This window comes from Streptomyces aquilus (genome assembly GCF_003955715.1).
Classification (GTDB): Bacteria; Actinomycetota; Actinomycetes; order Streptomycetales; family Streptomycetaceae; genus Streptomyces; species Streptomyces aquilus.
In genome coordinates this window covers 9450111-9473244 of record NZ_CP034463.1, presented here as the reverse complement: position 1 = coordinate 9473244, position 23134 = coordinate 9450111, and the positions used below count along the sequence as shown (strand labels likewise).

Annotated in this window: 27 protein-coding genes and 1 pseudogene; 16 read left to right on the top strand and 12 right to left on the bottom strand. The window is 70.3% G+C overall.

All coding sequences use genetic code 11. From position 1 onward, the window contains the following. Nucleotides 1–85 precede the first annotated feature (85 nt). Nucleotides 86–853 carry an IclR family transcriptional regulator gene (locus EJC51_RS43430; RefSeq protein WP_126276147.1) on the top strand — a complete coding sequence of 256 codons (768 nt, stop codon included), beginning with the start codon at nt 86–88 and terminating at the stop codon, nt 851–853. A gap of 51 nt (nt 854–904) precedes the next feature. Here EJC51_RS43430 and EJC51_RS48025 read toward each other — a convergent pair whose 3' ends face one another. After that, nucleotides 905–1198, bottom strand: coding sequence for a hypothetical protein (locus tag EJC51_RS48025; RefSeq protein WP_166682782.1), 294 nt, complete (start codon nt 1196–1198; stop codon nt 905–907). Nucleotides 1199–1258: 60 nt separating this feature from the next. Between EJC51_RS48025 and EJC51_RS43425 the strand changes: the two genes are divergently transcribed. Further along, nucleotides 1259–1606 carry a response regulator transcription factor gene (locus EJC51_RS43425; RefSeq protein WP_244363143.1) on the top strand — a complete coding sequence of 116 codons (348 nt, stop codon included), beginning with the start codon at nt 1259–1261 and terminating at the stop codon, nt 1604–1606. A 6-nt stretch (nt 1607–1612) separates the two neighbouring features. Here EJC51_RS43425 and EJC51_RS49295 read toward each other — a convergent pair. Beyond that, nucleotides 1613–1783, bottom strand: a pseudogene (locus EJC51_RS49295) (response regulator transcription factor); the annotation flags it as partial. Nucleotides 1784–2351: 568 nt separating this feature from the next. Continuing rightward, on the bottom strand, nt 2352–3491 hold the full coding sequence (locus EJC51_RS43415; protein ID WP_126276145.1) for a PucR family transcriptional regulator: 1140 nt from the start codon (nt 3489–3491) through the stop codon (nt 2352–2354). An 87-nt stretch (nt 3492–3578) separates the two neighbouring features. Between EJC51_RS43415 and EJC51_RS43410 the strand changes: the two genes are divergently transcribed. Together EJC51_RS43410 and EJC51_RS43405 are read left to right on the top strand one after the other, a co-directional pair. Next, nucleotides 3579–4634 carry a ferredoxin reductase gene (locus EJC51_RS43410; protein ID WP_126276144.1) on the top strand — a complete coding sequence of 352 codons (1056 nt, stop codon included), beginning with the start codon at nt 3579–3581 and terminating at the stop codon, nt 4632–4634. A 7-nt stretch (nt 4635–4641) separates the two neighbouring features. Next, nucleotides 4642–5766: a fatty acid desaturase family protein gene (locus EJC51_RS43405; RefSeq protein WP_059190901.1), complete on the top strand. Its 1125-nt coding sequence runs from the start codon at nt 4642–4644 to the stop codon at nt 5764–5766. A gap of 6 nt (nt 5767–5772) precedes the next feature. Here EJC51_RS43405 and EJC51_RS43400 read toward each other — a convergent pair whose 3' ends face one another. Next, nucleotides 5773–6645, bottom strand: a complete 873-nt coding sequence (locus EJC51_RS43400; protein ID WP_126276143.1) for an LLM class F420-dependent oxidoreductase — start codon at nt 6643–6645, stop codon at nt 5773–5775. 104 nt (nt 6646–6749) lie between these two features. After that, complete coding sequence (locus tag EJC51_RS43395; RefSeq protein ID WP_126276142.1) at nt 6750–7394, bottom strand: nitroreductase family protein; 645 nt, start codon at nt 7392–7394, stop codon at nt 6750–6752. A 73-nt stretch (nt 7395–7467) separates the two neighbouring features. Here EJC51_RS43395 and EJC51_RS43390 point away from each other — a divergent pair, with 73 nt between their 5' ends. Further along, entirely contained in the window at nt 7468–8148 is a 681-nt protein-coding gene (locus EJC51_RS43390) for an IclR family transcriptional regulator (RefSeq protein ID WP_126276141.1), read from the top strand. A 173-nt stretch (nt 8149–8321) separates the two neighbouring features. Here the strand turns inward: EJC51_RS43390 and EJC51_RS43380 are convergent, their stop codons facing one another. Continuing rightward, a complete protein-coding gene (locus EJC51_RS43380) occupies nt 8322–8810 on the bottom strand; it encodes an HAD domain-containing protein (protein WP_126276139.1) in 489 nt (162 codons plus the stop codon). Between the two features lie 33 nt (nt 8811–8843). Here EJC51_RS43380 and EJC51_RS43375 point away from each other — a divergent pair, with 33 nt between their 5' ends. From EJC51_RS43375 to EJC51_RS43365, 3 genes are all read left to right on the top strand, one after another. Continuing rightward, entirely contained in the window at nt 8844–9644 is an 801-nt protein-coding gene (locus EJC51_RS43375) for a phosphotransferase (protein ID WP_126276138.1), read from the top strand. A gap of 74 nt (nt 9645–9718) precedes the next feature. After that, on the top strand, nt 9719–10462 hold the full coding sequence (locus tag EJC51_RS43370) for a Type 1 glutamine amidotransferase-like domain-containing protein (protein ID WP_126276137.1): 744 nt from the start codon (nt 9719–9721) through the stop codon (nt 10460–10462). Further along, nucleotides 10459–10848: a TIR domain-containing protein gene (locus EJC51_RS43365; protein ID WP_165951083.1), complete on the top strand. Its 390-nt coding sequence runs from the start codon at nt 10459–10461 to the stop codon at nt 10846–10848. The genes EJC51_RS43370 and EJC51_RS43365 overlap by 4 nt, the downstream gene beginning before the upstream one ends. Before the next feature lie 14 nt (nt 10849–10862). Here EJC51_RS43365 and EJC51_RS43360 read toward each other — a convergent pair whose 3' ends face one another. The 3 genes from EJC51_RS43360 to EJC51_RS43350 form a co-directional block, all read right to left on the bottom strand. After that, entirely contained in the window at nt 10863–11300 is a 438-nt protein-coding gene (locus tag EJC51_RS43360; RefSeq protein ID WP_126276136.1) for a hypothetical protein, read from the bottom strand. A 121-nt stretch (nt 11301–11421) separates the two neighbouring features. Further along, on the bottom strand, nt 11422–12378 hold the full coding sequence (locus EJC51_RS43355) for an ArsR/SmtB family transcription factor (protein ID WP_244363138.1): 957 nt from the start codon (nt 12376–12378) through the stop codon (nt 11422–11424). Nucleotides 12379–12570: 192 nt separating this feature from the next. Further along, entirely contained in the window at nt 12571–13452 is an 882-nt protein-coding gene (locus tag EJC51_RS43350; RefSeq protein WP_126276135.1) for an NAD(P)-dependent oxidoreductase, read from the bottom strand. Nucleotides 13453–13549: 97 nt separating this feature from the next. Here EJC51_RS43350 and EJC51_RS43345 point away from each other — a divergent pair, with 97 nt between their 5' ends. Both EJC51_RS43345 and EJC51_RS43340 read left to right on the top strand, forming a co-directional pair. Then, nucleotides 13550–13909 carry a winged helix-turn-helix transcriptional regulator gene (locus EJC51_RS43345; protein ID WP_126276134.1) on the top strand — a complete coding sequence of 120 codons (360 nt, stop codon included), beginning with the start codon at nt 13550–13552 and terminating at the stop codon, nt 13907–13909. Between the two features lie 14 nt (nt 13910–13923). Next, complete coding sequence (locus EJC51_RS43340) at nt 13924–14946, top strand: LLM class flavin-dependent oxidoreductase (protein ID WP_126276133.1); 1023 nt, start codon at nt 13924–13926, stop codon at nt 14944–14946. A gap of 64 nt (nt 14947–15010) precedes the next feature. Here the strand turns inward: EJC51_RS43340 and EJC51_RS43335 are convergent, their stop codons facing one another. After that, nucleotides 15011–16561 (bottom strand): DUF4246 domain-containing protein, encoded by a 1551-nt coding sequence (locus EJC51_RS43335; protein ID WP_483025187.1) that lies wholly within the window; start codon nt 16559–16561, stop codon nt 15011–15013. Between the two features lie 124 nt (nt 16562–16685). On the opposite strand from EJC51_RS43335, the gene EJC51_RS43330 reads away from it, so the two are divergent. Together EJC51_RS43330 and EJC51_RS43325 are read left to right on the top strand one after the other, a co-directional pair. Next, nucleotides 16686–17876, top strand: coding sequence for an acyltransferase family protein (locus EJC51_RS43330; RefSeq protein WP_126276131.1), 1191 nt, complete (start codon nt 16686–16688; stop codon nt 17874–17876). A 107-nt stretch (nt 17877–17983) separates the two neighbouring features. Further along, the gene (locus tag EJC51_RS43325; RefSeq protein ID WP_126276130.1) at nt 17984–18802 is read left to right on the top strand and encodes an SAM-dependent methyltransferase; all 819 of its coding nucleotides are present in this window, start codon (nt 17984–17986) and stop codon (nt 18800–18802) included. A gap of 15 nt (nt 18803–18817) precedes the next feature. On the opposite strand, the gene EJC51_RS43320 is transcribed toward EJC51_RS43325, so the two are convergent. Both EJC51_RS43320 and EJC51_RS43315 read right to left on the bottom strand, forming a co-directional pair. After that, complete coding sequence (locus EJC51_RS43320) at nt 18818–19738, bottom strand: helix-turn-helix domain-containing protein (RefSeq protein WP_126276129.1); 921 nt, start codon at nt 19736–19738, stop codon at nt 18818–18820. Nucleotides 19739–19843: 105 nt separating this feature from the next. Further along, nucleotides 19844–20074, bottom strand: a complete 231-nt coding sequence (locus tag EJC51_RS43315; RefSeq protein WP_059190914.1) for a DUF397 domain-containing protein — start codon at nt 20072–20074, stop codon at nt 19844–19846. A 150-nt stretch (nt 20075–20224) separates the two neighbouring features. On the opposite strand from EJC51_RS43315, the gene EJC51_RS43310 reads away from it, so the two are divergent. The 4 genes from EJC51_RS43310 to EJC51_RS43295 all read left to right on the top strand — a co-directional run bounded on the left by EJC51_RS43310 (nt 20225) and on the right by EJC51_RS43295 (nt 23111). Next, the gene (locus tag EJC51_RS43310; protein ID WP_244363135.1) at nt 20225–20728 is read left to right on the top strand and encodes an ATP-binding protein; all 504 of its coding nucleotides are present in this window, start codon (nt 20225–20227) and stop codon (nt 20726–20728) included. A gap of 1 nt (nt 20729) precedes the next feature. Beyond that, a complete protein-coding gene (locus tag EJC51_RS43305; RefSeq protein ID WP_244363133.1) occupies nt 20730–21254 on the top strand; it encodes a hypothetical protein in 525 nt (174 codons plus the stop codon). 100 nt (nt 21255–21354) lie between these two features. Continuing rightward, nucleotides 21355–21852 carry a pyridoxamine 5'-phosphate oxidase family protein gene (locus EJC51_RS43300; protein ID WP_126276128.1) on the top strand — a complete coding sequence of 166 codons (498 nt, stop codon included), beginning with the start codon at nt 21355–21357 and terminating at the stop codon, nt 21850–21852. 83 nt (nt 21853–21935) lie between these two features. Then, nucleotides 21936–23111, top strand: coding sequence for a permease (locus tag EJC51_RS43295; protein WP_126276127.1), 1176 nt, complete (start codon nt 21936–21938; stop codon nt 23109–23111). The last annotated feature ends 23 nt before the right edge of the window (nt 23112–23134 follow it).

Sequence of the window (23134 nt, the reverse complement as noted above, 5' to 3'; positions counted from 1 at the left end):
GTGGCCGCCCGTCGCCAGATCCCATCTGGCGTTCGCATGAGTCGAGTTCACTCGCCTTGTGCGCACACGAAAGGAACAAGACGGGATGACCATGCCTCATTCCGGCACGCCGGAGCGCTCGGTTGTCGACCGCGCCCTGAGCGTTCTCGGAGCGTTCGACCGGCAGAACCGCACTCTGACGTTGAGTGACCTCAGTCGGCGGTCGGGCCTCCCCCTTGCCACGGCACATCGCATCGTGAACAAGCTGCACAGCTGGGGAGCGCTGGAGAGAAACGCGGACGGCAGCTACAGCATCGGCTTAAGGCTCTGGGAGACCGGAACGCTGGCGCCCCGCTGCTCACCACTCGCCGAGGCGGCGCAGCCGTACCTGATGGAGCTGCACACCCGCACCTCGGCCGGGGCGTTCATCGTGATCCGCGACCGCGTCGAAGGGGTCTGCCTCTCGTTCGTGGTCAACGGGAGCGACACCCTGATGAGTTGGATCGAGTCCGGGGACCGCGTGCCCCTGCACGCCTGCGCCGCGGGACTGGTGCTGCTCGCCCATGCCGAGGAATCCGTACAGAACGAGGTCTGCGCCGGACCGCTGCGCGCGTACACCTCGGCGACGCCGAGCCAGGGCGGCGCGCTGCGGCAGACCCTCGCAAAGGTCAGACGCGAGGGCTACGCGGTCTCCCAGCGCACGCTCCAACCGGACATCAGCAGCCTGGCGTTCCCCGTGCGCTCCGCCGACGGGGCCGTGCTGGCAGCGGTTGCCGTGGTGGCCCCGGCGGCCGCGTTTCACCTGGCGAAGCTGCTCCCCCCGGTGTCCGCCACGGCCGACGCCGTGTCCCAGCACCTCCGTTCCTCCGGGTGACGGGCCGGGCACCAGGGCACGCGAGACCGGCCGGGCATCCGCGCTGCCCGGTCAGGGGCTGACGGACGCCGAGATCGACGACACGTCTTTCCCGGGCGCACGGGCCAGGTGCACGAAGGCCGGTGGCAGGTTGGGCCACACCACCGGGCCGCGTTCCACCGTGCCGAAGCGCTCGCGGAGTCCGGCCGCCCGGTGTCGGCCGGGCGGGGTCCACGCGGCGTGCAGACAGGCGAAGGTGGTAAACCGGCCGCTCGGCGCCGGCGCCGCCGCGACGGCGTCCAGCGTCCGGTTCCGCTCCGCCGCGGGCATCACCGTCCACGGCAGCCCGGACACCACCGCGTCCACCGGCCCACCCGCCATGTCCGCCGGCTCGGGGCCCTGTGGGCCGGGGCGAGCGGGTTTCTGGTGAAGGACGCGCTCGGCGAGGAGATCCTGGTGACCGTGCGCGCGGTGCTGCACGGGGACGTGATGATGGGGCCGTCGGTGATCCGGCGTCTGGTGGAGCGGTTCGTGCTGCCCGCCGCGTCCACCGTGCCCGACGAGCGCCTCGACCTGCTCACCGCCCGCGAGCGCGAGGTGCTCACGCTGGTCACCCGGGGACTGGGCAACCAGGAGATCGCCACCCGGCTGTTCCTGGGCGAGACGACCGTCAAGACCCATCTGGGCCGGATCCTGGGCAAGTTGGAGCTGCCGGATCGGGTGCACGCCGTCATCTTCGCGTACGAGAGCGGCCTGGTCCGGGTCGGCGGCTGACGTCGCTCACCGCCCGCCCGGGCGCACCAGACCGTGGTCGAAGGCGAACACCACCGCGTGGACGCGGTCGCGCAGCCCGAGTTTGTCCAGGACCCGGCCGACGTGTGTCTTCACGGTCGCCTCACCCACCTGGAGCCCTTCGGCGATCTCCGCGTTGGCGAGCCCGCACCCCAGCAAGGGCGCGGATGCCGTCGATCAGCCTTGGAAGGACCGGGGCGAGGGCGACATCTGGGACCGGCTCACGCCCGAGCGGCAACGCCGTGTCGACGAGCTGGAGGCGAACCCGCGCCTGTTGGCCTGGTCCCTTCCGGCGTACGCCGACCCGCGGGCCGCCCACGCACTGGTCCCGGACAGCGAACTCGACCCGCTCTGCGCCAGGTTGCTCGACATCGCCGCCTCGGCAGCCACCTGCCACCCCGACCGCCCCGTGACCGGCCTCCCCGCCTCCGTCCCCGGCCTCTACGCCAACCAACTCACCACCGCCGACCAGCTGCACGTCCCCGACCCACGCCCCGCCCCGCGACGTGTCCACGTCCCGGTCCTGGTGCTGCGCGGCGGCTGCGACCACAAGAACCCCGGGATCGCCCGGGAGTACGCCGACGTCCGGCGCGAGGCCGACCTGGCCCCCGTGCCCGGCGCCGGGCACCTCATCGACGCGGAAACAGCCGACGCTCTACCGGCAGGCCGTCACCCGTTTCCTCGACTGATCCCGGGCCGGTACCCGCCCTGCTCCGGGGACGTCTCGTCAGCCGGCCCGAAGACCGACCGCCAGCGTCAGCTCAAGGACCTGCTGGGGCGAGGCGAGATCCGGAAACAGCTCCCGCAGCTGCGACATGCGGTAGCGGACGGTCTGCGGGTGGACGAACAGCGCCGCCGCCACCTCCTCGCGCCTGCCCTGGTGCAGCAGCCATGCGCGCAGCGTCTCCTCCAGCCGTTCCGCGGTCGCGGCGGGCAAGGTCCGCAACGGTGCGAGGGCTCGGGCCCGCAGGTCCGCGAGCGCGTCCGCGTCGGCGCTCAGCACCAGCTCGGGCAGGTGGTCCTCGGTGTCGCGGATGTCGGCGGAGAGGGAGCGTGCGCGGGCGGCTCGTGCGTACGAGGCCGACGCGCGCGTCCAGGGCCGGGCCGGGCCGGCCACGGCGGCGCGGTCCGTCAGCTTCCGCAGGAGATGTGGTCGGTCGGCATCGGGGACGAGCAGCACACCGGTGGCGTCCGGCAGATCGTCCAGGACGAGAGTGCTCGGGTCGAGCGTGCGATGGGCAGGCCGGGCCTGGGCGGCGGGCAGCAGGACCGCGGTCAGCGACACGGGAGGCGGCCACCCGGCCCGCTGAGCGGAGGCCAGCAGCACGTCCGGGCTCGCGCCGGCGACAAGGTCGCGGGCCAACTGCTCCAGATGGCGTTCGTGGGCCCGGCCCCGGGCGGCCAGTTCGTCGGCGTGGCCCGCGGCGCTGGCGGCGGAGAGCTCGTCGATGTAGGCGAAGGTCAGCTCGGCGAACTTGGCGACCTCGGCAGCGGGCAGGCCCGCGGGTACGGCACCCGCCGCCAGGCCTCGCCAGGCCACGCGGGCGCCGACGCGATAGGCGCTGAGCAGGGCGTCCATGGAACGGCCGTCGCGCACTTCGCCCCGGCCCAGCTCGTAGGCCGCGTCACTGGCGTCGCCGCTGGTGGCGTTGCCGCTCGCGAGGTCCAGGTAGTGCCCCAGGGCGGTGCGGACGGCACGACGGATGGTGGCGCCCATGTGACCCGAAAGGGCGTTCGTGTACGGAGGAACCTCGTCGATGATCGCCTGAACGACCTCGTCGGCCGTGGTCTTCAACGCGGCCCGAAGGGCCGTGACCGTCGTCTCATCCAGAGCCAGCTCGCTGACCCGCTGGACCGCATGGCTCATGTTTTTATTCCCTACGAACAATCCCAACCACCAAATTCACGTCCTACGGTCAGGACTTTACGCCCTGAGACACAGCAAGCTGGGGTCATGACGAGTACAGCCCTGCGCAGCAGGGCGTGGAAACTGCTGGAAATGGTCACGACGCCACTGCTGCCGTCGGACTACCTCGACCTGGTCAGCCCGCTGCGCGCGGGCGCCGACCTGCGAGGGCGCATCGAGGCCGTGCACCCGGAGACGGGTGACGCCGCGACCATCGTGATCAGGCCGGGACGCGGCTGGCGCGGCCACACGGCCGGTCAGTACGTGCGGATCGGGATCGACGTCGACGGGGTCCGCCTGTGGCGTGCCTACTCCCTCACCTCGCCGACCAACCGCCCCGACGGCCGCGTCACCATCACCGTGAAGGCGATCCCGGACGGCAAGGTCAGCAACCACCTGGTCCGCAGAGCGAAGCCGGGCACACTGATCCAGCTCGACCAGGCGACCGGCGACTTCGTGCTGCCGCAGGCCAAGCCCGCCAAGGTGCTCTACCTGACGGCCGGCAGCGGCATCACGCCCGTGATGGGCATGCTGCGCGACACCGAGTTCGACGACGCCGTCATGATCCACTCCGCGCCGCAGCCGCAGGACGTGATCTTCCGCAGCGAACTGCACGACCTGGTCGCGGCCGAGAAGCTGCGCCTCACCGAGGTGCACACCGACATCCACGGCATGCTCGACATCGCCCGTCTCGACGAACTCGTCCCCGACTGGACCGAACGCGAGACCTGGGCCTGCGGGCCCGCGGGCCTGCTCGACGCCGCCGAGAAGCACTGGAGCGAGCACGGCGTACCGGAGCGTCTGCACACCGAACGCTTCCGCCCCAGCATCGTCGCCACCGGCGACGGCGGCGAGGTCACGTTCAGCACCACCGGCAGGACCGTCGACGCGGACGGCGCCACGCCGCTGCTGGACGTCGGCGAGGAGGCCGGCGTGCTCATGCCCTCCGGATGCCGCATGGGCATCTGCTTCGGCTGCGTCACACCGCTCAAGGCGGGCGCCGTCCGCGACCTGCGCACCGGCGAGATCACCGAAGCCGAGCCGGGCGTCCTCATCCAGACCTGTGTGTCCGCCGCCGCGGGCCCCTGCGACATCGAACGGTAGGAGCACTTTGACCGCCATCGACCCCACCGCCCACCTGACCGCGGAGCAGATCGAGGAGCTCGGCCGCGAGCTGGACGCGATCCGTGACGAGGTGATCGCCAGCCGCGGGGAGAAGGACGCCGCGTACATCCGCAAGGTCATCGGCGCGCAGCGCAAGCTGGAACTGGCCAGCAGGGCCGTGCTGCTGTTCTCGCTCTTCCCGCCCGCGTGGGTGATCGGCACCGCCGGCCTGTCCGTGGCGAAGATCATGGACAACATGGAGATCGGCCACAACATCCTGCACGGCCAGTGGGACTGGATGCGCGACCCGAAGATCCACTCCACCACCTGGGAGTGGGACCACGTCTCCCCCGCCGACCAGTGGAAGCACTCCCACAACGAGCTGCACCACACGTACACCAACGTGATCGGCAAGGACAACGACCTCGGCTACGGCATCATGCGCGTCGACGAGGACCAGAAGTGGCACCCCTTCCACCTCGGCCAGCCGCTGTGGAACTTCATCAACGCCTGCTTCTTCGAGTACGGCATCGCGGCGTACGACCTGGAGCTCGGCAAGAACCTGCACAAGCGCCGCCGCAACAACCCGGAGTTCCGCGCGCGGGCCAAGGCCGTGGGCCGCAAGATCCGCAAGCAGGTGCTCAAGGACTACGTGGTCCACCCGCTGCTGTCGGGCCCGTCGTTCCTCCCCACGCTCGCCGCCACGTTCACCGCGAACCTGGTCCGCAACATCTGGTCCCACTCGGTGATCATGTGCGGGCACTTCCCCGAGGGCGTCCAGGTCTTCGAGCGCCGGTCGATCAAGGGCGAGACGCGCGGCCAGTGGTACCTGCGCCAGATGATGGGCTCGGCGAACATCAGCGGCAGCAAGGCCATGCACTTCATGACCGGCAACCTCTCGCACCAGATCGAGCACCACCTGTTCCCGGACCTGCCGAGCAACCGGTACGCCGAGGTCGCGGTGAAGGTCCGCGCGCTGTTCGAGAAGTACGAGCTGGAGTACGTCACCGGCCCGCTGCCCAAGCAGGTGTTCTCCGCCTGGCGCAAGGTCGTCCGCCTCTCCCTGCCGAACAAGAAGCCCAAGGCCCCGGTCATCGTGCCGGAACGCGAGAAGGAACTCGTCGCGGCCTGATCGACCTCACGTCAGCAGAGAAGCAAGCCTGCTCCAGGCCTCCCGGGGGAGGGACTCCTCCCCCGGGAGGCTGCCTTCCACGATGTGGAGGGCCACATGATCCGCGCCCGCGGCGAGGTACTCGTCGATGCGGGCGCGGATCCGCGTCTCGTCGCCCCAGGCGTAGACCGCGTCGATGAGGCGGTCGCTGCCGCCGTTCGCCAGGTCGTCCTCCGTGAAGCCGTTGCGCAGGAAGTTGCCTGTGTAGTTGGGCAGGGTCAGGTAGACGGCGAGGTAGTCACGGGCCACGGCGCGGGCTCGGCCGGGGTCGGACTCCAGGACGACCTTCAACTCCGGTGCCAGCAGCGGGGCTTCGCCCAGGCGCTCCCGGGACATGGCCGTGTGGTCGGCGGTGACCAGGTACGGGACGGAGCCGGCGGCACGGTCCCGGGCGAGGTCGATGGTCTTCGGACCGAGGGCCGCGAGGAGGCGGCGGTCGGCGGGATGGCCCGCCTCGTCCAGCGCGTCCAAGTAGGACACCAGGGCCGAGTAGGGGCGCCGGTACCGCTCCGCGAACCTGGCGTGACTGACGCCGAGGCCCAGGGCGAAGCGGCCCGGGTGGGCCGAGTCCAGTGCGGCGAAGCTCGCGGCGGAGGCGGCGGGCTCGTGCTCCCAGATGCTCTGGATGCTGGTGCCGACCACGATCCGGGACGACGCCTCGATCAGCGGAGCGGCATCGCGGGCGGAACTGCTGCCGCCGAGCCAGAGCGCGCCATACCCCAGCTCCTCCAACTCCGCCGCGGCCTCTGCCAGTTCACCGCTGCGGGACGGGCCCGAGTCACGCAGGCCGCTGCTCCAGATGCCGTATCGTCCGACGGTTTCCTTCAGGCTGTCGGTCATGAGTGGCCTTTCCCTCCGGTCGGGGTGCGCTACGGCCGTACACCGACGACAACCGGAGGGTGCCGCCGGATCTTCCCCTCAGCCCCTGAGCCGTCCCGGATGGTTCACCAGGCGTCCCAGTGCAGTACCTCCTCCCTCGGGATGCGGCGGGCCGGGCGGAAGTCGGTGCCGAGGGTGAACGCCACGGGGATGAACGCCGCCTGCATGACGTCGTCGTAAGGAATCCCGAGGACACGGGCCGACTCCTTCTCGTGGACGAGGTTGCCGGTGGTCCAGCAACTGCCGAGCCCGCGGGCCCGGGCGGCGAGCATGAAGCTCCACACCGCCGGGAGGATGGACCCCCATGTCCCGGCCTGCCTCAGGACGGACGCGTTGTCGGTACGGCCCTCCACGCAGGGCACGACGATCGCCGGGACCTCGTGGATGTGCTGGTAGAGATGGGCGGCGCCGGAGTAGACCCGCTCCATGTGCGCCACGTCGGCTCGGCGCACGTCCCGTTCGGGGACGGGCTCGGAGACGCCCGGCGTGCGCACGCCGTCCCGCCACACGTCGGCCAGCGCGGCCCGCCGCTCCGGGTCGGTCACGATCACGAAGTGCCAGCGCTGGCGGTTGCGGCCGGTCGGGGCCTGGACCGCCAAGTCCACGCACTCCTCCAGCAGTTGGCGCGGCACGGGCCGGGTGAGGTCGAGGCGGTGCCGGACCGCCCGGGTGGTGGAGAGGAGTTCGTCGGAAGACAGGTCGAGAGTCATGTGTTGACCTTCGCGGGGTGCGTGGTGCGGCGACAACGCCGGACTTTCACTGAATGAAAACGCGGGGTGCGAAGTGGCCGAGAGCGTTGCCGGACGGGTCTTCTCGGTGCTGGACGCGTTCGTGGGGGCGCCGGACACCCTGCGTCTGACGGAGATCGCCCGCCGGACCGGGCTACCGGTGCCGACGGCACTGCGGATGGTGCGGGAGCTGGTCGCGTGGGGCGGGCTGGAGCGGGCGACCGACGGCTCCTATCGCCTGGGCACCCGCATCCGCGCCATCGGCGCCGCGGCCCCTTGTCCGCGCGGCCTGCTCGACATCTCACTCCCCGCCCTCCGCACGCTCACCTCCCGCACCGGCGGCCACGCGGACATCGCCGTCCCCTCCGACGGCACGGCCCTGTGCCTGGTCAGCGGCGACCGCCTGCCCCTGCACGCCACGTCGCCCGGCAAGATCCTCCTCGCCCACGGCCACGGCCCGCTGACGGCGCTGCGGCGCCACACCCGTCACACCGTGACCACCCCGGGCACCCTCGCCTCCCAACTGATCCGCATCAGAGAGACCGGCCTGGCCACGGCCCACGAAGAGTACGCACTGGGCGAACTCTCCTTCGCCGCACCGGTGTTGCGGAACGGCCTGGCCGTGGCAGCGGTCTTCGTCACCCTGCCCACCAGCGCCCCGTACGCCCGCGTCGACGGTGCCCTCCGCGAGGCGGCGCGCACCATTGGCCGGGGACTCGACGCCCCGGCGCGATAGCCGCCCCGGCCGCGCTCAGGTACTGGCCCGTTCGCTGCTGGGCTGGGAGCCCAGGGACATCGCCGACACGATCGTGGCCACGGCCGACACCCAACTCCGACAGGGCCTGCCCCTGCCCGCCGAATCACCTGCCCTCGGAGGCGTTCGGCCATGGGATTCCGGTTGAGCGGTGGTCAGCCCTGGTGGGACTGGAGCCACTGGTCGAGGGCGGCGAAGTCGTGGTCGGTGAGGCCGTAGCGCGGATCGACGTGGTGCAGGAGAGCTTGTCCCGGGTGGTGGGCGGTGATCCAGGCCCGGTCGCGGTCGGTCATCTCGTCGTCGATCCAGACGAAGGCTCGGCCGGCGGCCCAGTCCAGGAGTGGACGGGTCTTCCAGTGCAGTCCGTCCCTCGGGCCATCGTCGCTGGCGTCCGGCCAGTTCACGACGGGCAGACTCGGCAGGCCGAGCCAGGGTGCGATGCAGTCGTTCGCATCGTCCATCCAGGTCGTCGCCCACACCAGCTCGCAGGGAAGGGCGCGCAGCCGGGGCCCGTACTCCGGGTTGATCCTGGTGATGAGCGGGTGGGCTTCCACCTCAGAGGGTGCGCGGCCGCTGTCATGGCTCGGGTAGCCGTCGGGGAGTTCTTCCCGCGTCGCACCGAAGGGAACGAGAGGACCATCCACACCTTCCCGCGACTCGACGGTAGCGTGATCAGCATGGCTGCAGAGGGTGAAGTCCTGGTCGGTGGAATGGTGAACGTAGGCGCGGTCGTGCGTCACGGTTCCCTGGTGGAACGTCCGGCGCCGCGCACCGCGCGCGCCCTCCACGCCCACCTCCTCGCACTCGCGGAGCAGGGATTCGACGCTGCTCCTCGGCCCGTCCGGCTCACCGACGACGGCCGCGAGCAGCTGACCTTCATCCCCGGCGACGTCCCTCTCCCGCCGTTTCCGGACTGGGCGATGACCGAGGCCGCGTTGAGATCGGTGGGCAGCCTGCTGCGGCGTCTGCACGACGCGAGCGCGGCCCTCGCGGTGGACGTGTCCGCCGAGTGGCCGCGGTCTCTGGCCGACCCGGAGGGAGGGACGGTGCTGTGCCACAACGACGTGTGCCCGGAGAACGTCGTCTTCCGCGAGGGCCAGGCCACAGCCCTGATCGATTTCGATCTGGCGGCCCCCGGCCGGCCCGTGTGGGACGTCGCCATGACCGCCCGCTACTGGGTTCCGATGCTCGATCCCACCTCCGCGGCCGGCTTCTATCCGGCGGGACTGGATGCCCCGGCACGGCTGCGCATCCTCGCCGACGGCTACCGCCTCTCCCCGCAGGAGCGCGCTGAACTGCCCGGTGTCATCGAACAGGCGACCGCGTCCTGCCGGGCGTTCGTCGCCGGCCGGGTGGCCGACGGTGACCCCGGCTACGTCCAGGCGCTGTCCGAGCGTGGTGGCTGGCGGCGTTGGGACCGCGTTCAGGAGTGGCTGGTGGCTCAACGCGGGGTGTTCGCGGCCGCTCTGGTGCGGTGAGGGGCCTGGTAGGGGGCGTATACGGAGATCCCGGGTTCGTTGCGAGCGTCCGTCAGCCGTGCTTGGCTCGCCCGATGAACCTTCTGTTGACGGCGAGCGGCCTCAGTAACGAGACACTGCGCGATGCACTGCGGGACATGCTGGGCAAGCCGTTCGGATCGGCGAACGTCGTGTACGTCCCCACCGCATCGCTCGCCGAGCCGGGCGACCACAGCTGGTTCGTCGCGGACATGAACCGGCTGCACGGCCTGGGCTGGCGCGAGTTCGACGTCCTGGAACTCAACGGCCTGCCCCGGCAGTTGGTGCTCGACCGGCTGCTCAAGGCCGACGTCGTCTACGTCAGCGGCGGCAACCACTACCACCTCGCGCGCAGCATCACCGGCAACGGCCTGTCCGACGGCTTCCTCAAGGCGCTGGAGAGCCGGGTCTACGTGGGATTCAGCGCCGGATCAATGATCTTCAGCCGCCATCTCACCGGCCACTCCGCCGACGTCATCGGGGACACGGCGGACCTCCACGTGCTCGGCACCACGACCGTGGAGCCGCCGTTCGGGCTCTTCGACTGGTATCTCAAGCCGCACCTGTACTCACCGGACTTCCCCGAGCGGGACGACGCCTGGGCCGACCGCATCGCCGCACGCGCCGACTTCCCGATCTACTTCATCGACGACGCCACGGCCGTACGCATCAGGGACGGCGAGCTGGACGTCATCTCTGAAGGCCGGTGGCGGTTCCTTCCCTCAAAGAACAAAACCGCCACATCACTCCCGGCTGTCAACGGCGACAGCAAACGGGCGTCCGACAGGAGGACCCAGTGACATACGCGCAGCCGCTCACCCCCGAGGAGAAACTCGCCGAGGCGAAGCAGCAGTTGAGCCTTCCTCGTATCGTCGTGATCTGCGGCTCCACGCGTTTCATGACCGAGATGGCCGAGGCCGATCTGCGGGAGACCCAGGCCGGAAGGATCGTCGTCAAGCCGGGTTGTGACCTGAAGTCACCGCACGAGCTGTGGTCCGATCCTGTCGAGGCCGAGGCCCTGAAGGTGCGACTCGACGATCTGCACCGGGCGAAGATCCGGCTCGCCGACGAGGTGCTCGTGGTCGGCGACTACATCGGAGACAGCACCCGGGCCGAGATCGCCTACGCCCGGTCGCTGGGCAAGCCCGTGCGGTTCACGCACCCCGAAGTCGACCCCGCCACCTGACGTTCCTGGAGGATTCAGGGGCGCCGGTAGGGCGGGCTGCACAGCAGGTCCTGGAGATTGCCGTCATCGAGGCAGACGCGCACGGACGCGGCCCCGCCGGGGACGTCAGCCAGAACGTCGAAGCTGCTGAAGTCCTTGGTCGTGCCACAAGCCGTGTCGGAAGCATAGGAACCGGCAGAGCCCAATTTCGCACCGGCGGAGTCGTACGTGTACGCCCAGGTGCGTCGGCAGTACGCCGGGCCGGCCGCACTCACGGACTTGTGCGTCCCCACCACCGCGACCGAGCGGTTGTACCAGGTGATCGTGCCCTGCGTCCAGGTGTTCCCGACCGCGACACGCGCGTAAGCGGTGGTGGGGTAGGCGGAGGTCTGAGCCCCGGCGGCTGGAACGCCCAGCAGGGTGCCCGCGGTCAGCACGACGGTACCGAGCGCGGCGGCGAGACGAGTCTGCATGTGTTCTCCAGGATGGTGTGAGCTGGTTGCGGCTCCACATCCTGGAGGGGCCCGCCACCTGCGGCCCACCCCTTAAGTCACGGCTTAAAGGGGCACGGCGCGAAGGCGACACCTGCGGGGCTCACTCCTGCATCAGGGTGCCGGTCCGCAACAGGGCCAGGCCGAGCGGGGTGATGAAGTGCAGCACGGACCCGCCGCGGCGGCTGGTGGTGATGAGGTCCGTGTTGCGCAGCACGGTCGCGTGCTGACTGGCCGCCGCGGCCGTGACGTTGAGGCGGCGGGCCAGCTCGGTCGTCGTACAGCCTTCCGCCGCCACTTGCAGGGCGGCGGCGCGCGTGCGGCCGAGCAGGGACTCCAGGTTCCGGACGGTGGAGTCCTCGACTTCGCCCGGCCCGGTACCCGTCAGTGGCCGGCGCAGGGCCGGCACCGTCAGCCGGGGTGGCTGGGTGGTGTCGAGCGGGTCCCACAGCAAGCTCACCGGGAGTTTCGAGAAGACCGTGGGCGTGATGATCAGCCCTCTGCCCCGCAAGCGCACTTCGACCCGTCGCGGGTAGGGGGCTTCGAGCACTGGCGGACGCCAGCGGACCAGTGGTGCGCAAACGGAGCGCAGCAGCAGATCGACGCCTCCCTCCAACACGAGGTTCGCGCACCGGGTGGCCAGCCCGACCAGCTCGGACCGCCCTCGGTGCCAGTAGGGCTCCACGGTCAGGCGATGGCAGGCCCGCACGGCCTCGGCGAGCTCCCGCAGTGCGTCGCGGTCCCCCTCCGACACCCGCCTGGCCCAGGGCAGGTGTCGGGGATGGAAGTCGAGGCCTTCGACCTCGCGCCGCAGCCGGGACACCGGGGCGTGCAGCAGGTTGTCCACGGCGTGGTCCAGCGACGCCACATCACCCATCAGCGCCAGCAGATCAAGCCCGGGACCGCGCACCGGGACCAACGACGTCAGGGGACGCGTGTCCGCTCCCATCCGCCCCGCGACCGCCGCCCGCCACGACCGCAGGTGAGGAAGGTCCCGCTTGTCCCTCAGCAGCTCCAGGCTGTAGTAGATCTCCGCCGCGACACCGATCGTTGCGGCCACCCGCGTCCGTGCGAGGTCTTCCGCCGTGAAGTGAATACGTAACACCAACTGGCCCCCTGCCCCTGCCGTAGAGCACGTGATCGCCCCCTCAGCATGCCCCGACCGGGCACCCCCCAAGAGGCATGGTTGGGCCAGGACCACCTCAGACCGCGGAGCCGCTCATCCCGCAGATGGCCGACGCCGGCGTCACTCCTAGCGCACCAGCAGGTCGATCACGCCGGTCAGGTCCTCCTCCCCGCTGCCTTCGGCGAGACGCCGGCGCATCAACGCGAAGTAGGGGCTGAGCAGTTCCGGACTGACGCCCTGCTGTTCGGCGGTGCTCAGGAAGGTCGGCGTGCCGGCCACCTGCATGGCCAGGTTGGACACGACGCCCTGGGTGTAGTCGCCGCTGCGCAACCGGTCGGCGGTCTGATGAACCGCCGGGGCCATCGCGACCAGCCAGTCCGCGAGCAGGGGGGCGAGCGAGGCGGGGTCGATGTCCTCCTTGCGGATCAGCGCGAAGGCGTGCGCGGCCCCGGCGAACATGCCGTACATCGCGCTGAGCAGGGCCACGTCGTGCAGGGCGGCGAAGCCCGCGTCCTGGCCGACGTAGGTGGTGCCGGCCGGGACGCCCAAGGTCTTCTGGTGGCGCTCGAACACCTCCCGCGAACCGCTGTAGAAGACGTAGCCGCCGGCTTCCGGGGCGCCGATCATCGGGGGGACCGCCATGATTCCGCCGTCCAGGTAGCGGGCGCCCCGCGCGCGGGCCCACTCGGCGCGGGCGCGGGCCTGGGCCGGGGTGCTGGTGGTCAGGTTGACCAGGTCCCTGCCGGTCAGGTCGATGCCGGTCAGCGCCTCGCCGACCGAGTCGTCGTCCAGCAGACATACGACGATGAGGGGGTTCGCCGCGACCGCCTCAGCCGCACTGGCTGTGACGTGCGCGCCCTCGGCGGCGAGCACCGCGGCGCGGGCCGGGGTCCGGTTCCAGACGGTGAGCGGGTGGCCGGCGGCCAGCCAGGCGCGGGCGAGGGCGGTGCCCATCGCGCCGAGGCCCAGCAGGGTGACGGGGGTCTTCTCAGCGGTGTTCTGTGTCATGCGGATTAGGCTGGTCGCAGGCCCGGAGGTGATCAAGTACGCACTTCGCAGTGGGTGGTTACCCCGGGGTGAGTGAGCACCTCAGGAGGGTGGGGGCATGACGACGCTGAACCGGCCGTGCACATCACAGGGGCACGTCTGCGGGATCGACACCGCGATGGAGGTGATCGGCGGCAAGTGGAAGGTCCTGATCCTCTGGGCGCTGCACGAGCACCCCCGCCGACGCTTCGGTGAACTGCGCCGACTGGTCCCCGGGATCACCGAGAAGGTGCTGGCCTCTCACCTGCGCGAGATGGAGGCGGACGGTGTCGTACGCCGCGTCGCCTACGACGAGGTGCCGCCGCGGGTCGAGTACTCGCTGACCGAGGAGGGCACCCGCCTCAACGACGCGCTCCAGCCGCTGGCCGCATGGGGACGTGAGCGGTCGACGGCGCCGGGGAATGAACGCCGACCTTGATTGTTGAAAGTGGTATGAAAAAGATCGGGTTCCTGTCCTTCGGGCACTGGACACCATCGCCGCACTCTCAGACGCGCTCCGCCTCCGACGCCCTGCTCCAGGCGATCGACCTCGCGGTGGCCGCGGAGGAGCTGGGCGCCGACGGCGCGTACTTCCGTGTCCATCACTTCGCGCGGCAGTACGCCTCGCCGTTCCCGCTGCTCGCCGCCATCGGCGCGCGTACCAGCCGCATCGAGATCGGCACCGGCGTGATCGACATGCGCTACGAGAACCCGCTGTACATGGCCGAGGACGCGGGCGCCGCCGACCTGATCTCCGGCGGCCGGTTGCAGCTCGGCATCAGCCGGGGATCCCCGGAGCAGGTGATCGACGGCTGGCGGCACTTCGGGCACCTGCCGTCCGAGGGCGCCACCGACGCCGACATGGCACGCGCTCACACCGAGCGGCTCCTCGACGTGCTGCGGGGCGAGGGATTCGCGGAGCCCGACCCCAACCCGATGTTCTCCAACCCGCCGGGGCTGCTGCGCATCGAACCGCACTCCGAGGGCCTCCGGGACCGGATCTGGTGGGGGTCCGGCTCGAACGCCACCGCGGCATGGGCGGCCGGCCTCGGGATGAACCTGCAGAGCTCGACCCTCAAGTACGACGAGAGCGGCGAACCGCTGCACGTCCAGCAGCGCAAGCAGATCGAGGTCTATCGCGAGGCCTGGCGGGAGGCGGGGCACACCCGCGAGCCGCGGGTGTCGGTCAGCCGCAGCATCTTCGCGCTGGTCGACGACCGCGACCGCGCCTACTTCGGCCGTGAGGGCAACTCCAAGGACCAGATCGGCTACCTCGACGCCGACACCCGCGCGATCTTCGGCCGTTCCTACGCCGCCGAACCCGACGTCCTGGTCAAGCAGCTCGCCCAGGACGAGGCGGTCGCCGCCGCCGACACGCTGCTCCTCACCGTGCCGAACCAGCTGGGCGTCGCCTACAACGCCCATGTGATCGAGAGCATCCTGACCGAGGTCGCTCCGGCGCTGGGCTGGCGCTGAGCACGACCCACCGCCCACGACGCGTCCGGGCGGCCCCTGCGCGTGCAGGGGCCGCCCGGACGTCTCAGTGCTCGCAGAGGGAGAACTCCCGTTCGTAGAGCTGCTCGTTGTGCTCGTCGACGAAGAACTTGCGTTCCTGCATGAGCTGCTCGCGGTACTCCTTGGCCTGCTCCAGCGTCATGGTCGAGGAGTCGGACCACGGCTGCTGCGGGGGCACGTCGGAGGTCGAGACGATCTTGTGCGACGGGTCCACCAGGAAGAACGCGAGGATCTTGCGATGTCCGGGGCGGGTCGGGTCCGTGAGCCGGAAGGAACCGACGCGGTGCTGCAGGACGTTCGGGAAGGCCAGGCAGCGCCCCGCGGGCGTCGACGCCGAGCCCAGCAGCTGGTTCAGGGCGTCTTCGTCCTCCAGCCCGTAGACCTCTCGCATACCGTCGTCGTCGCTCTGCTCGTAGTGGGGGTCGTCGAGTGCCGCCCGGAAGCTCAGATGGCTGTCGGTGATGTTCTCGCTGTCCCAGTAGTAGATGCCGGTCGAGACGATCCGCTCGTTCAGCATCCCCTCGACATGCCAGGAGCCGCCGGGGTACTCGGGCTGGTCCGGGGTGAGGTGAATGGCGGCGACCTTGACGATGACCTGGAGGGAGCGGCCGCGCAGGTCGACGCGGCCCGACGCGTCGGGCATGGGGGGCGGGGTGAAGGCGGGGGCGTCCGGGACGACCGGACGGCGGTTCTCCCACCAGGTGTCGTGGGCTTCCGCCCATGCCTCGCGGGCTTCGGCGTACGCCTCGGCGTCACTGTAGGAGGACCTGTCCGGGTACTCCGGCTTCGAGTCGTACCAGCCGTACGGATCGGCCTCGATCCGCAGCGGTCGCGGATGGCGCAGGTCGGTCAGCACGTTCTCCCAGAGCGGGCGGAAGCGCGCGAACAAGTCCGGCAGCACGGCGAGCAGTTCGCGATGCGTCTCGGGGTGGACGTTGTTGACGTAGGACCGGAAGGCGACGGCGCCGTCCTCGCTGACGTCCACGTCCGTCGGAAGCCACTGGAACTTCTCCGAGAACTCGTACTTCGAGTAGCGGTCCGTCGGATTGTGCCAGGCCCGCTCGGGTTCACCGCTCACGCCTCTCACCAGGCAGAACAGCGAGGGGTGGACGATGTCCAGGACGAGGCCGTCGGATCCGGGATGCCAGTCCAGCTCCGCTTCGGGGACCTCTTCCAGGGGCCGCACCGCCTCACGCAGCCGCGCTCCGAGCTCGTCGTCGACGAGGGTGTCCGACTGCCACACCCCGTCGACGGCGGACACCTCTATGCCGGTGCGCGCGTCGCGCAGCGCGGCGTAGTGCCGCAGCTCGGCCAGCACGTAGGCGACCTGTGCTGCGGTGAGGCCCTGGGCGATCGCCTCCCGCGTCCACCTGGCGACGATGCCGGCGTCGTTCATCTTGTCGAACCACCGCGGCTTCGCCCGGATCTGCGCGCTGCACTCCATCATCGCCAGCTCCCGCAGTGTGCGAGGGGTCGCGAACCCTGTGGAACGGGAGGCTTGGAAGGGCAGCGGAAAAGCGGACAGCTCAGTCAACTCTCTGAATCTTCCCGGTAGATGAGTGGTGCCCGGAACGATACGGGAGGGGACTGACACCACTGGATGCGTACAGCGGGGTGACAGACAGGAATGTGATCGTGCTTTGCGGACAGGTGAACCGGGTTAACCGGAAACAGTCGGCAGGTGAGAAGCGATCTCGTTCATGGCCAGTACACCGGACTCGACAGCCGAAGCAGCGACCGAGAGAAGTGCGGCGGTCACGGGTCGGAGACACACGGCCCCGGCGGCACCAGGTGCACGCCGGGGGTTCCCTTCCGCGACCCTGCACGACAGCCGGGTCGACGCGCTGGACGGCCTGCGCACCCTCGCGGTCGCCCTGGTCCTCGTCTACCACGTCGACCGCACACTGGTCCCGGGCGGCTCGATCGCCGTCGACGTCTTCTTCACCATCAGCGGCTTCGTCATCACCCGCCAGCTGCTCGCCGAGTACTCCCGCACCGGCACCCTCGCCCTGCTCCCCTTCTACCGGCGCCGCTGGCTGCGCCTGGTCCCGGCGCTGCTGGCGGTCTGCGCGGCCTGTCTGGTGCTGGCGACGACGACCTCGCTGTGGGGCTTCGACGGCTCCTGGCAGGCGGTGGGCCTCGCGGTGACCTTCCTGACGAACGTCTTCAGGGCCGCGGACCCGGAGGCGTACATGGGCGGCCCTCTCGCCCACACCTGGTCGCTGGGCGTGGAGGAGCAGTTCTATCTGCTGTGGCCGCTCCTGCTGCTGGGTCTGCTGCGCCGCCTGCGGGCGCGCACGGTCCTGCTGTGCACCGCCGCCCTGTGCGTGCTGCCCTTCCTGTGGCGCTGCGTCCTGTGGCATCCGGACGCCGTCCACCGCATCTACAACGGCACCGACACCCGCGCCGACGAGCTGCTGGCCGGCGCCCTGGTCGCCGTGGTCCTGGCACGGTTGCGCCAGGACGACCCGCGGCTGGGCCCGCTGCGCGTCTGGGCCGGGCGGCTCGCCCTCCCCGCTCTCGCGGTGCTCGCGCTCGTGGCCTGGAAGGTGCCGGTGACCGGGAGCGCCGGCCTCTGGACCGTCCTTTGGTACACGGGCGGGATCCTCGCCGTGGCCGCGCTGTCGGCCACCCTGGTGGCGGGGCTGGAACTGCGGCCCGACGGGCTGCTGTCCCGTCTGCTGGGGTGCGCGCCGCTCGCCTGGACCGGCCGGAACCTCAGTTACGGCATCTATCTGTGGCACTACCCCGTCGTGCGGCTGCTGGCCTCCCTCGACGTCGAGGTCGGCCTGCTGACGGGCACGGTGGTGCTGACCATGGCGATGGCCCTGCTGTCGTACTACCTCGTCGAGCGCCCCTTCCTGCGCCGCGCGCGGCGGCACCGGACCTGACGGCCATGGGGACTTCGCGCATCCGGTGGCTGGGCCAAGTGCCTTGTCTCTAGGATGGATCGCCTCACGCACCGGTCGGCTCGGTGCGGTACGTGACGGGGGAGACGATGGAGTCCGGGAAGCGGTTGTCCACCAAGATCGACGCCACGGTTCCGACGGCCGCGCGCATGTACGACCACTATCTGGGCGGCAAGGACAACTACGCGGTCGACCGTGCCGCCTGCGAGGAACTGGACAAGGTGGTGCCCAGCACCCGGGCGCTGGCGCTGAACAACCGGAGTTTCCTGCAACGGGTGGTCGCGGTGCTGGCTCAGGAGTACGGCATCCGGCAGTTCCTGGACCACGGGTCCGGTCTGCCCACGCAGAACAACGTGCACCAGGTGGCGCAGCGCATCGACCCGACCTCGCGCGTGGTCTACGTGGACAACGACCCGATGGTGCTGGTGCACGGCCGCGCCCTGCTGGACCAGAACGACCGTACGGCCGTGATCCAGGCCGACATGCGCGACACCGACGTGATCTTCTCGCACCCCGACACTCAGCGGCTCATCGACTTCTCGCAGCCGGTGGGCGTGCTGTTCAACTCGGTGTTCCACTGCATCCCGGACAGCGACACGGACGGCCCTCTCGCCGTGGTGAAGCGGGTGACCGAGCGGCTCGCGCCCGGCAGTTGCCTGGTGATGTGCCAACTGGTCAGCGACGACCCGAAGGTGCGGGAGTTCGTCACCGACTTCATGGACAAGGCCACGCAGGGGCACTGGGGCCGGGTGCGTGAGGAGAAGGACGTCGCGCGGTGGTTCGAGGGGCTGGAGATCCTCGAACCCGGCCTGGTCGAGGTGTCCACCTGGCGACCTGACAACGAAGTGGCGCCGCGTCAACTCACCCAGGAGTGGATCGAGTTCGGTGGAGCCGGCCGCATCCGGTGAGGGTGCGGCACCGGCTCAGCCGCCCCCGTACCGCTGCTTGACGGTGTCGCGCAGCAGGCCGAGGGAGTCGCGCGGGCTGAGCGCGTCGTCGGCCAGTTGGTCCAGCGCCACGCGGTACTGCTCGGTCTCGTCGCGGTCCTCCAGGAACGTGGCGCTCTTGAGGTGCTCCAGGTAGACGATGTCGGGAAGGTCGAGACCGCCGAAGCGCAGGTAGGTGACCGGGATGGCCGGTGCGGAGGCGTTGGTCACGTCCAGGGGGACGACCTGGATGACGACGTGCGACTGCTCGGCCATCGTGACGAGATGTTCGAGTTGTTCGCGCATGATGTCGCGGCTGCCCATGACCCGCAGCAGCACCGACTCGTCGACGACGGCCCACAACTGCGGTGCGTCCGGCCGCCCGAGCAGCTCCGCACGCTTCGTGCGCAGCTCGACCCGGCGGTTCACCTCGCGGTCCGGGGCCGAGGGCAGGCCGCGCTGCACGACAGCGCGTGTGTACGCGGGTGTCTGGAGCAGTCCGGGGACGTACTGGATCTCGAACGTACGGATGGAATCGGCCGCTTCCTGCAAGCCGACGAGCCGGTCGAACCACTCCGGCATCAACCGTTTGTCGAAGCGCTGCCACCATCCGGGCTCACCGGCTCGCCGCAGCAGTTGCAGCAGGACGGACGCCTCGTACTCGTCGGTCTTGTACAGGTCCAGCAGCGCGCCGACGTCGGCCTCCGTGGGCGGCCGGCGGCCCTTGCCCGCCTCGATGCGGGACAGCTTCGTCGGGCTGAACCCCACGGCCCGCGCCGCCTGTTCCTGCGCCATGCCCGCGTCCTCGCGCAGGCCCGCCAGCTGCACGCCGACCAGCATCTTCAGCAGGGTCGGCGCGGGCTCGGCGCGATGCAGGTACGGCTCGAGCCGGGAGACGCGCGGTGAATCCGAGGGCATCCTGACTCCCCGTGGGCGGAGGGCAACAGCCCGCATTATCGCACTGGTTGGGCCCCGTGCGCATGTTCCGGGCCTGAGCCCGGTGCGGGCCGCGCCGATCGCCCTTCACACCAGGTCGTCGAACTCGCCGTCCTTCACACCGGCCAGGAAGGCCGCGACCTCGGCGGACGTGTACACCAGCGCGGGACCGTGCGGGTCCCGGGAGTTGCGTATCGCCACGCCTCCCTCGGCCAACGGCGCCACCTCGACGCAGTTGCCCTCGGCGTTGCTGTGCCGGCTCTTGGTCCAGCGGACGCCCAGTGAACTCGCTTGCACCCCGTTAGGCACTGACGGCACGGCAGTCTCCTCGCGCACGACTGGCTCGATCCAGACGCGCAATTTCTCGTGAAATTGCACGGACTGGCTTTCGAGGTGGATAATAACCCCGTCGCCAACACCCGTACTGGCGCCTGGTCCTGACGCCCTGACGCCACCTCAGGAGATGCCGTGTCGCAGCCCGCGCGCCCAGCACTCTGGTCTGGCCCGATCGGGGCCCCGGCACACCAGGCCGCACCCCCCTCCCCCGCATCGCGCCCCACGCGCCACACCGCCACCCTGCGCCTTCCCGGCAGCAACGAGGGATGCGCGCTGGCCCGCGAGTTCACCGATCGCGTGCTGGGCGAATGGGAGTTGGACGAGTGCCGGGACGACGCGCTGACCGTCGTCTCCGAACTCGCCGCCAACGCCGTGCTGCACGGCCGCAAGAGCGACACGCCCGGCGACGCCGACTGCGACGTATGGCTGCGGCTCACGCGTCGCGCGGCCCACCTGGTGTGTGCCGTGACCGACCAGGGCGCCGGACTGCCGCGGGCGGGGCACGCGCCGGACGCGTTCAGTGAACACGGCCGTGGCCTGTTGATCGTGGAAGCCCTGTCCCAGCACTGGGGCTGGACCCGCCACACCCCGTCACGCAAGACCGTCTGGGCCATGCTGGCCACAGGGGGCGCCTGACATGCCACCACTCACCGAGCACGTCAGCGGTGAGGAAGCAGTGCGGTTCCCGCAACAGACCACCACACTCCGCGACGTCGGTCTCGTGGCCTGGAGCGACATCGAGGACTCGACGGGGTCCGCCGCCGCGATCCCCTACCTGCTCGCCGCCATCGCCTCGGGCGAAGAGGCCGCCGCGCAGGACGCACTGGAGCGACTGCGGCATCGCATCTGCCGGTACGGCTTCGTCGTGGGACAGGCCACCGCCGTCACGGTCCCGTTCCTGTGGGACCTGGTACGCCGTCCGCAGACGACGTGCCGCGCACAGATCCTGCGCCTGCTGCGGAACATCGCCGACGCCCGGCAATGGGAGACCACGGCCGCCGCCTACCCGAAGCTGCGCCGCCACGGCCATCACGTCGAGTGGGAATCGGCCGCCCGCCGTGCCGTACGCGGCGGGCGCGGCGCCATCCCTGGCCTCCTGGCCGAGCGGGACGTCGAACTCGTGGACGCGACCAAGGCCCTGGCCTCCACGCTGGCCGACTGAAGCCCAGGGCGGCACAGGCGATGCGGGGCCGCCCGATGTCGAGAACTCCCCGACGGCTCCGTCCCTGGGGGGAAGACGACAACACCCCGGGAGGACAGTCATGCGAGCGAACGAGATCGCCGAGATTGTGCAGCTGCCGATCAGCCGAGAGCTGTTGGCGCGCGACGTGGTCCGGCTGGCGTACGTGGCCAAGGACGGCACGCCCAGGAACATCCCGATCGCCTTCACGTGGAACGGTTCCGAGATCGTCATGTGCACCACGAAGAACGCCCCGAAGCTGCCCGCCCTGCGCGAGAACCCGATGGTCGCCCTGACGATCGACACCGAGGTGCACCCACCCAAGATCCTTCTCATCCGCGGTCGCGCCGAACTGGACGTCGTCGACGGCATCCCGGACGAGTACCTCCAGATCAACGGCTCGTACGCGATGACACCCGAGCAGCGCGTCGCATGGGAGGCCGAGGTCCGCTCGCTCTACGACGGCATGGTCCGCATCGTGGTGACCCCGACCTGGGCGAAGCTGATCGACTTCGAGACGACGCTGCCGAGCGCGGTCGAGGAGCTGGTCCGGCGACGCGCCGAGCGTGAGCACGCCTGAACGCGGGGCTCGGATCCCCGCATGGGGTACCCCCTGGGGGGATACTCGCCGATGGCGGCAACTCCTCCGAGAGCGGTGGGTCCATGGATGCGATCTGGCACGCCCTGTCCATCGCCGGGTCGATGACCTGGGAAGTCACCTGGGCGTTGATCCTCGGCTTCACCCTGTCCGCCGTCGTGCAGGCGGTGGTCCGCCGCGCCACGGTCGTACGGTTGCTCGGCGACGACCGGCCCCGGACGCTCGCCCTGTCCGCGGGACTCGGGGCGGCCTCGTCCTCCTGCTCCTACGCGGCCGTGGCCCTGGCCCGCTCCCTGTTCCGCAAGGGCGCGGACTTCACCGCCGCCATGGCCTTCGAGATCGCCTCGACCAATCTGGTCATCGAACTGGGCATCATCATGGCGCTGTTGATGGGCTGGCAATTCACGGCGGCCGAGTTCGCCGGCGGCCCCATCATGATCGTCGTGCTCGCCGTCCTGTTCCGGCTCTTCCTGCGCGAGCGGCTGCTGCGCCAGGCCCGTGAGCAGGCCGAGCGCGGCGTGGCCGGCTCCATGGAGGGCCACGCGGCGATGGACATGTCCGTGCGGGGCGAGGGCGGTTTCACGCGCCGGCTGTTCTCGCGGGACGGCTTCACGTCCGTGTCTCACATCTTCGTCATGGAGTGGTCGGCGATCCTGCGGGACCTGGCGGCCGGGCTGCTGATCGCGGGGGCGATCGCGGCGTGGGTGCCGGACAGCTTCTGGCACACCTTCTTCCTGGCGGACCATCCCCTCGCCGCCAAGCTGGTCGGCCCGCTCGTGGGGCCGCTGGTGGCGATCGCGACGTTCGTCTGCTCGATCGGCAACGTGCCGCTGGCCGTGGTGCTGTGGAAGGGCGGCATCAGTTTCGGCGGGGTGATCGCCTTCATCTTCGCCGACCTGCTGATCCTGCCCATCCTGAACATCTACCGGAAGTACTACGGCGCCCGGACGGCCGCCTTCCTGCTGGTCACGTTCTTCGCCGCGATCGCCGTCGCCGGGTACGCAGTCGAGTTCGCCTTCGGCGGCCTGGGGCTGATCCCCGACCAGGCCGACGCCACGATCCCCGAGGAAGGGATCACCTGGAACTACACGACCTGGCTCAACATCGTGTTCCTGCTGCTGGCCGCCACCCTGCTCGTACGGTTCTGGCGCACGGGCGGTCCTGCGATGCTGCGGATGATGGGCGGGGCGCCGGAACAGCACGGATCGTCCGACGGACACATGACCGCGCACGAACACTGATCCCGCGGACCGCGGACCGCGGA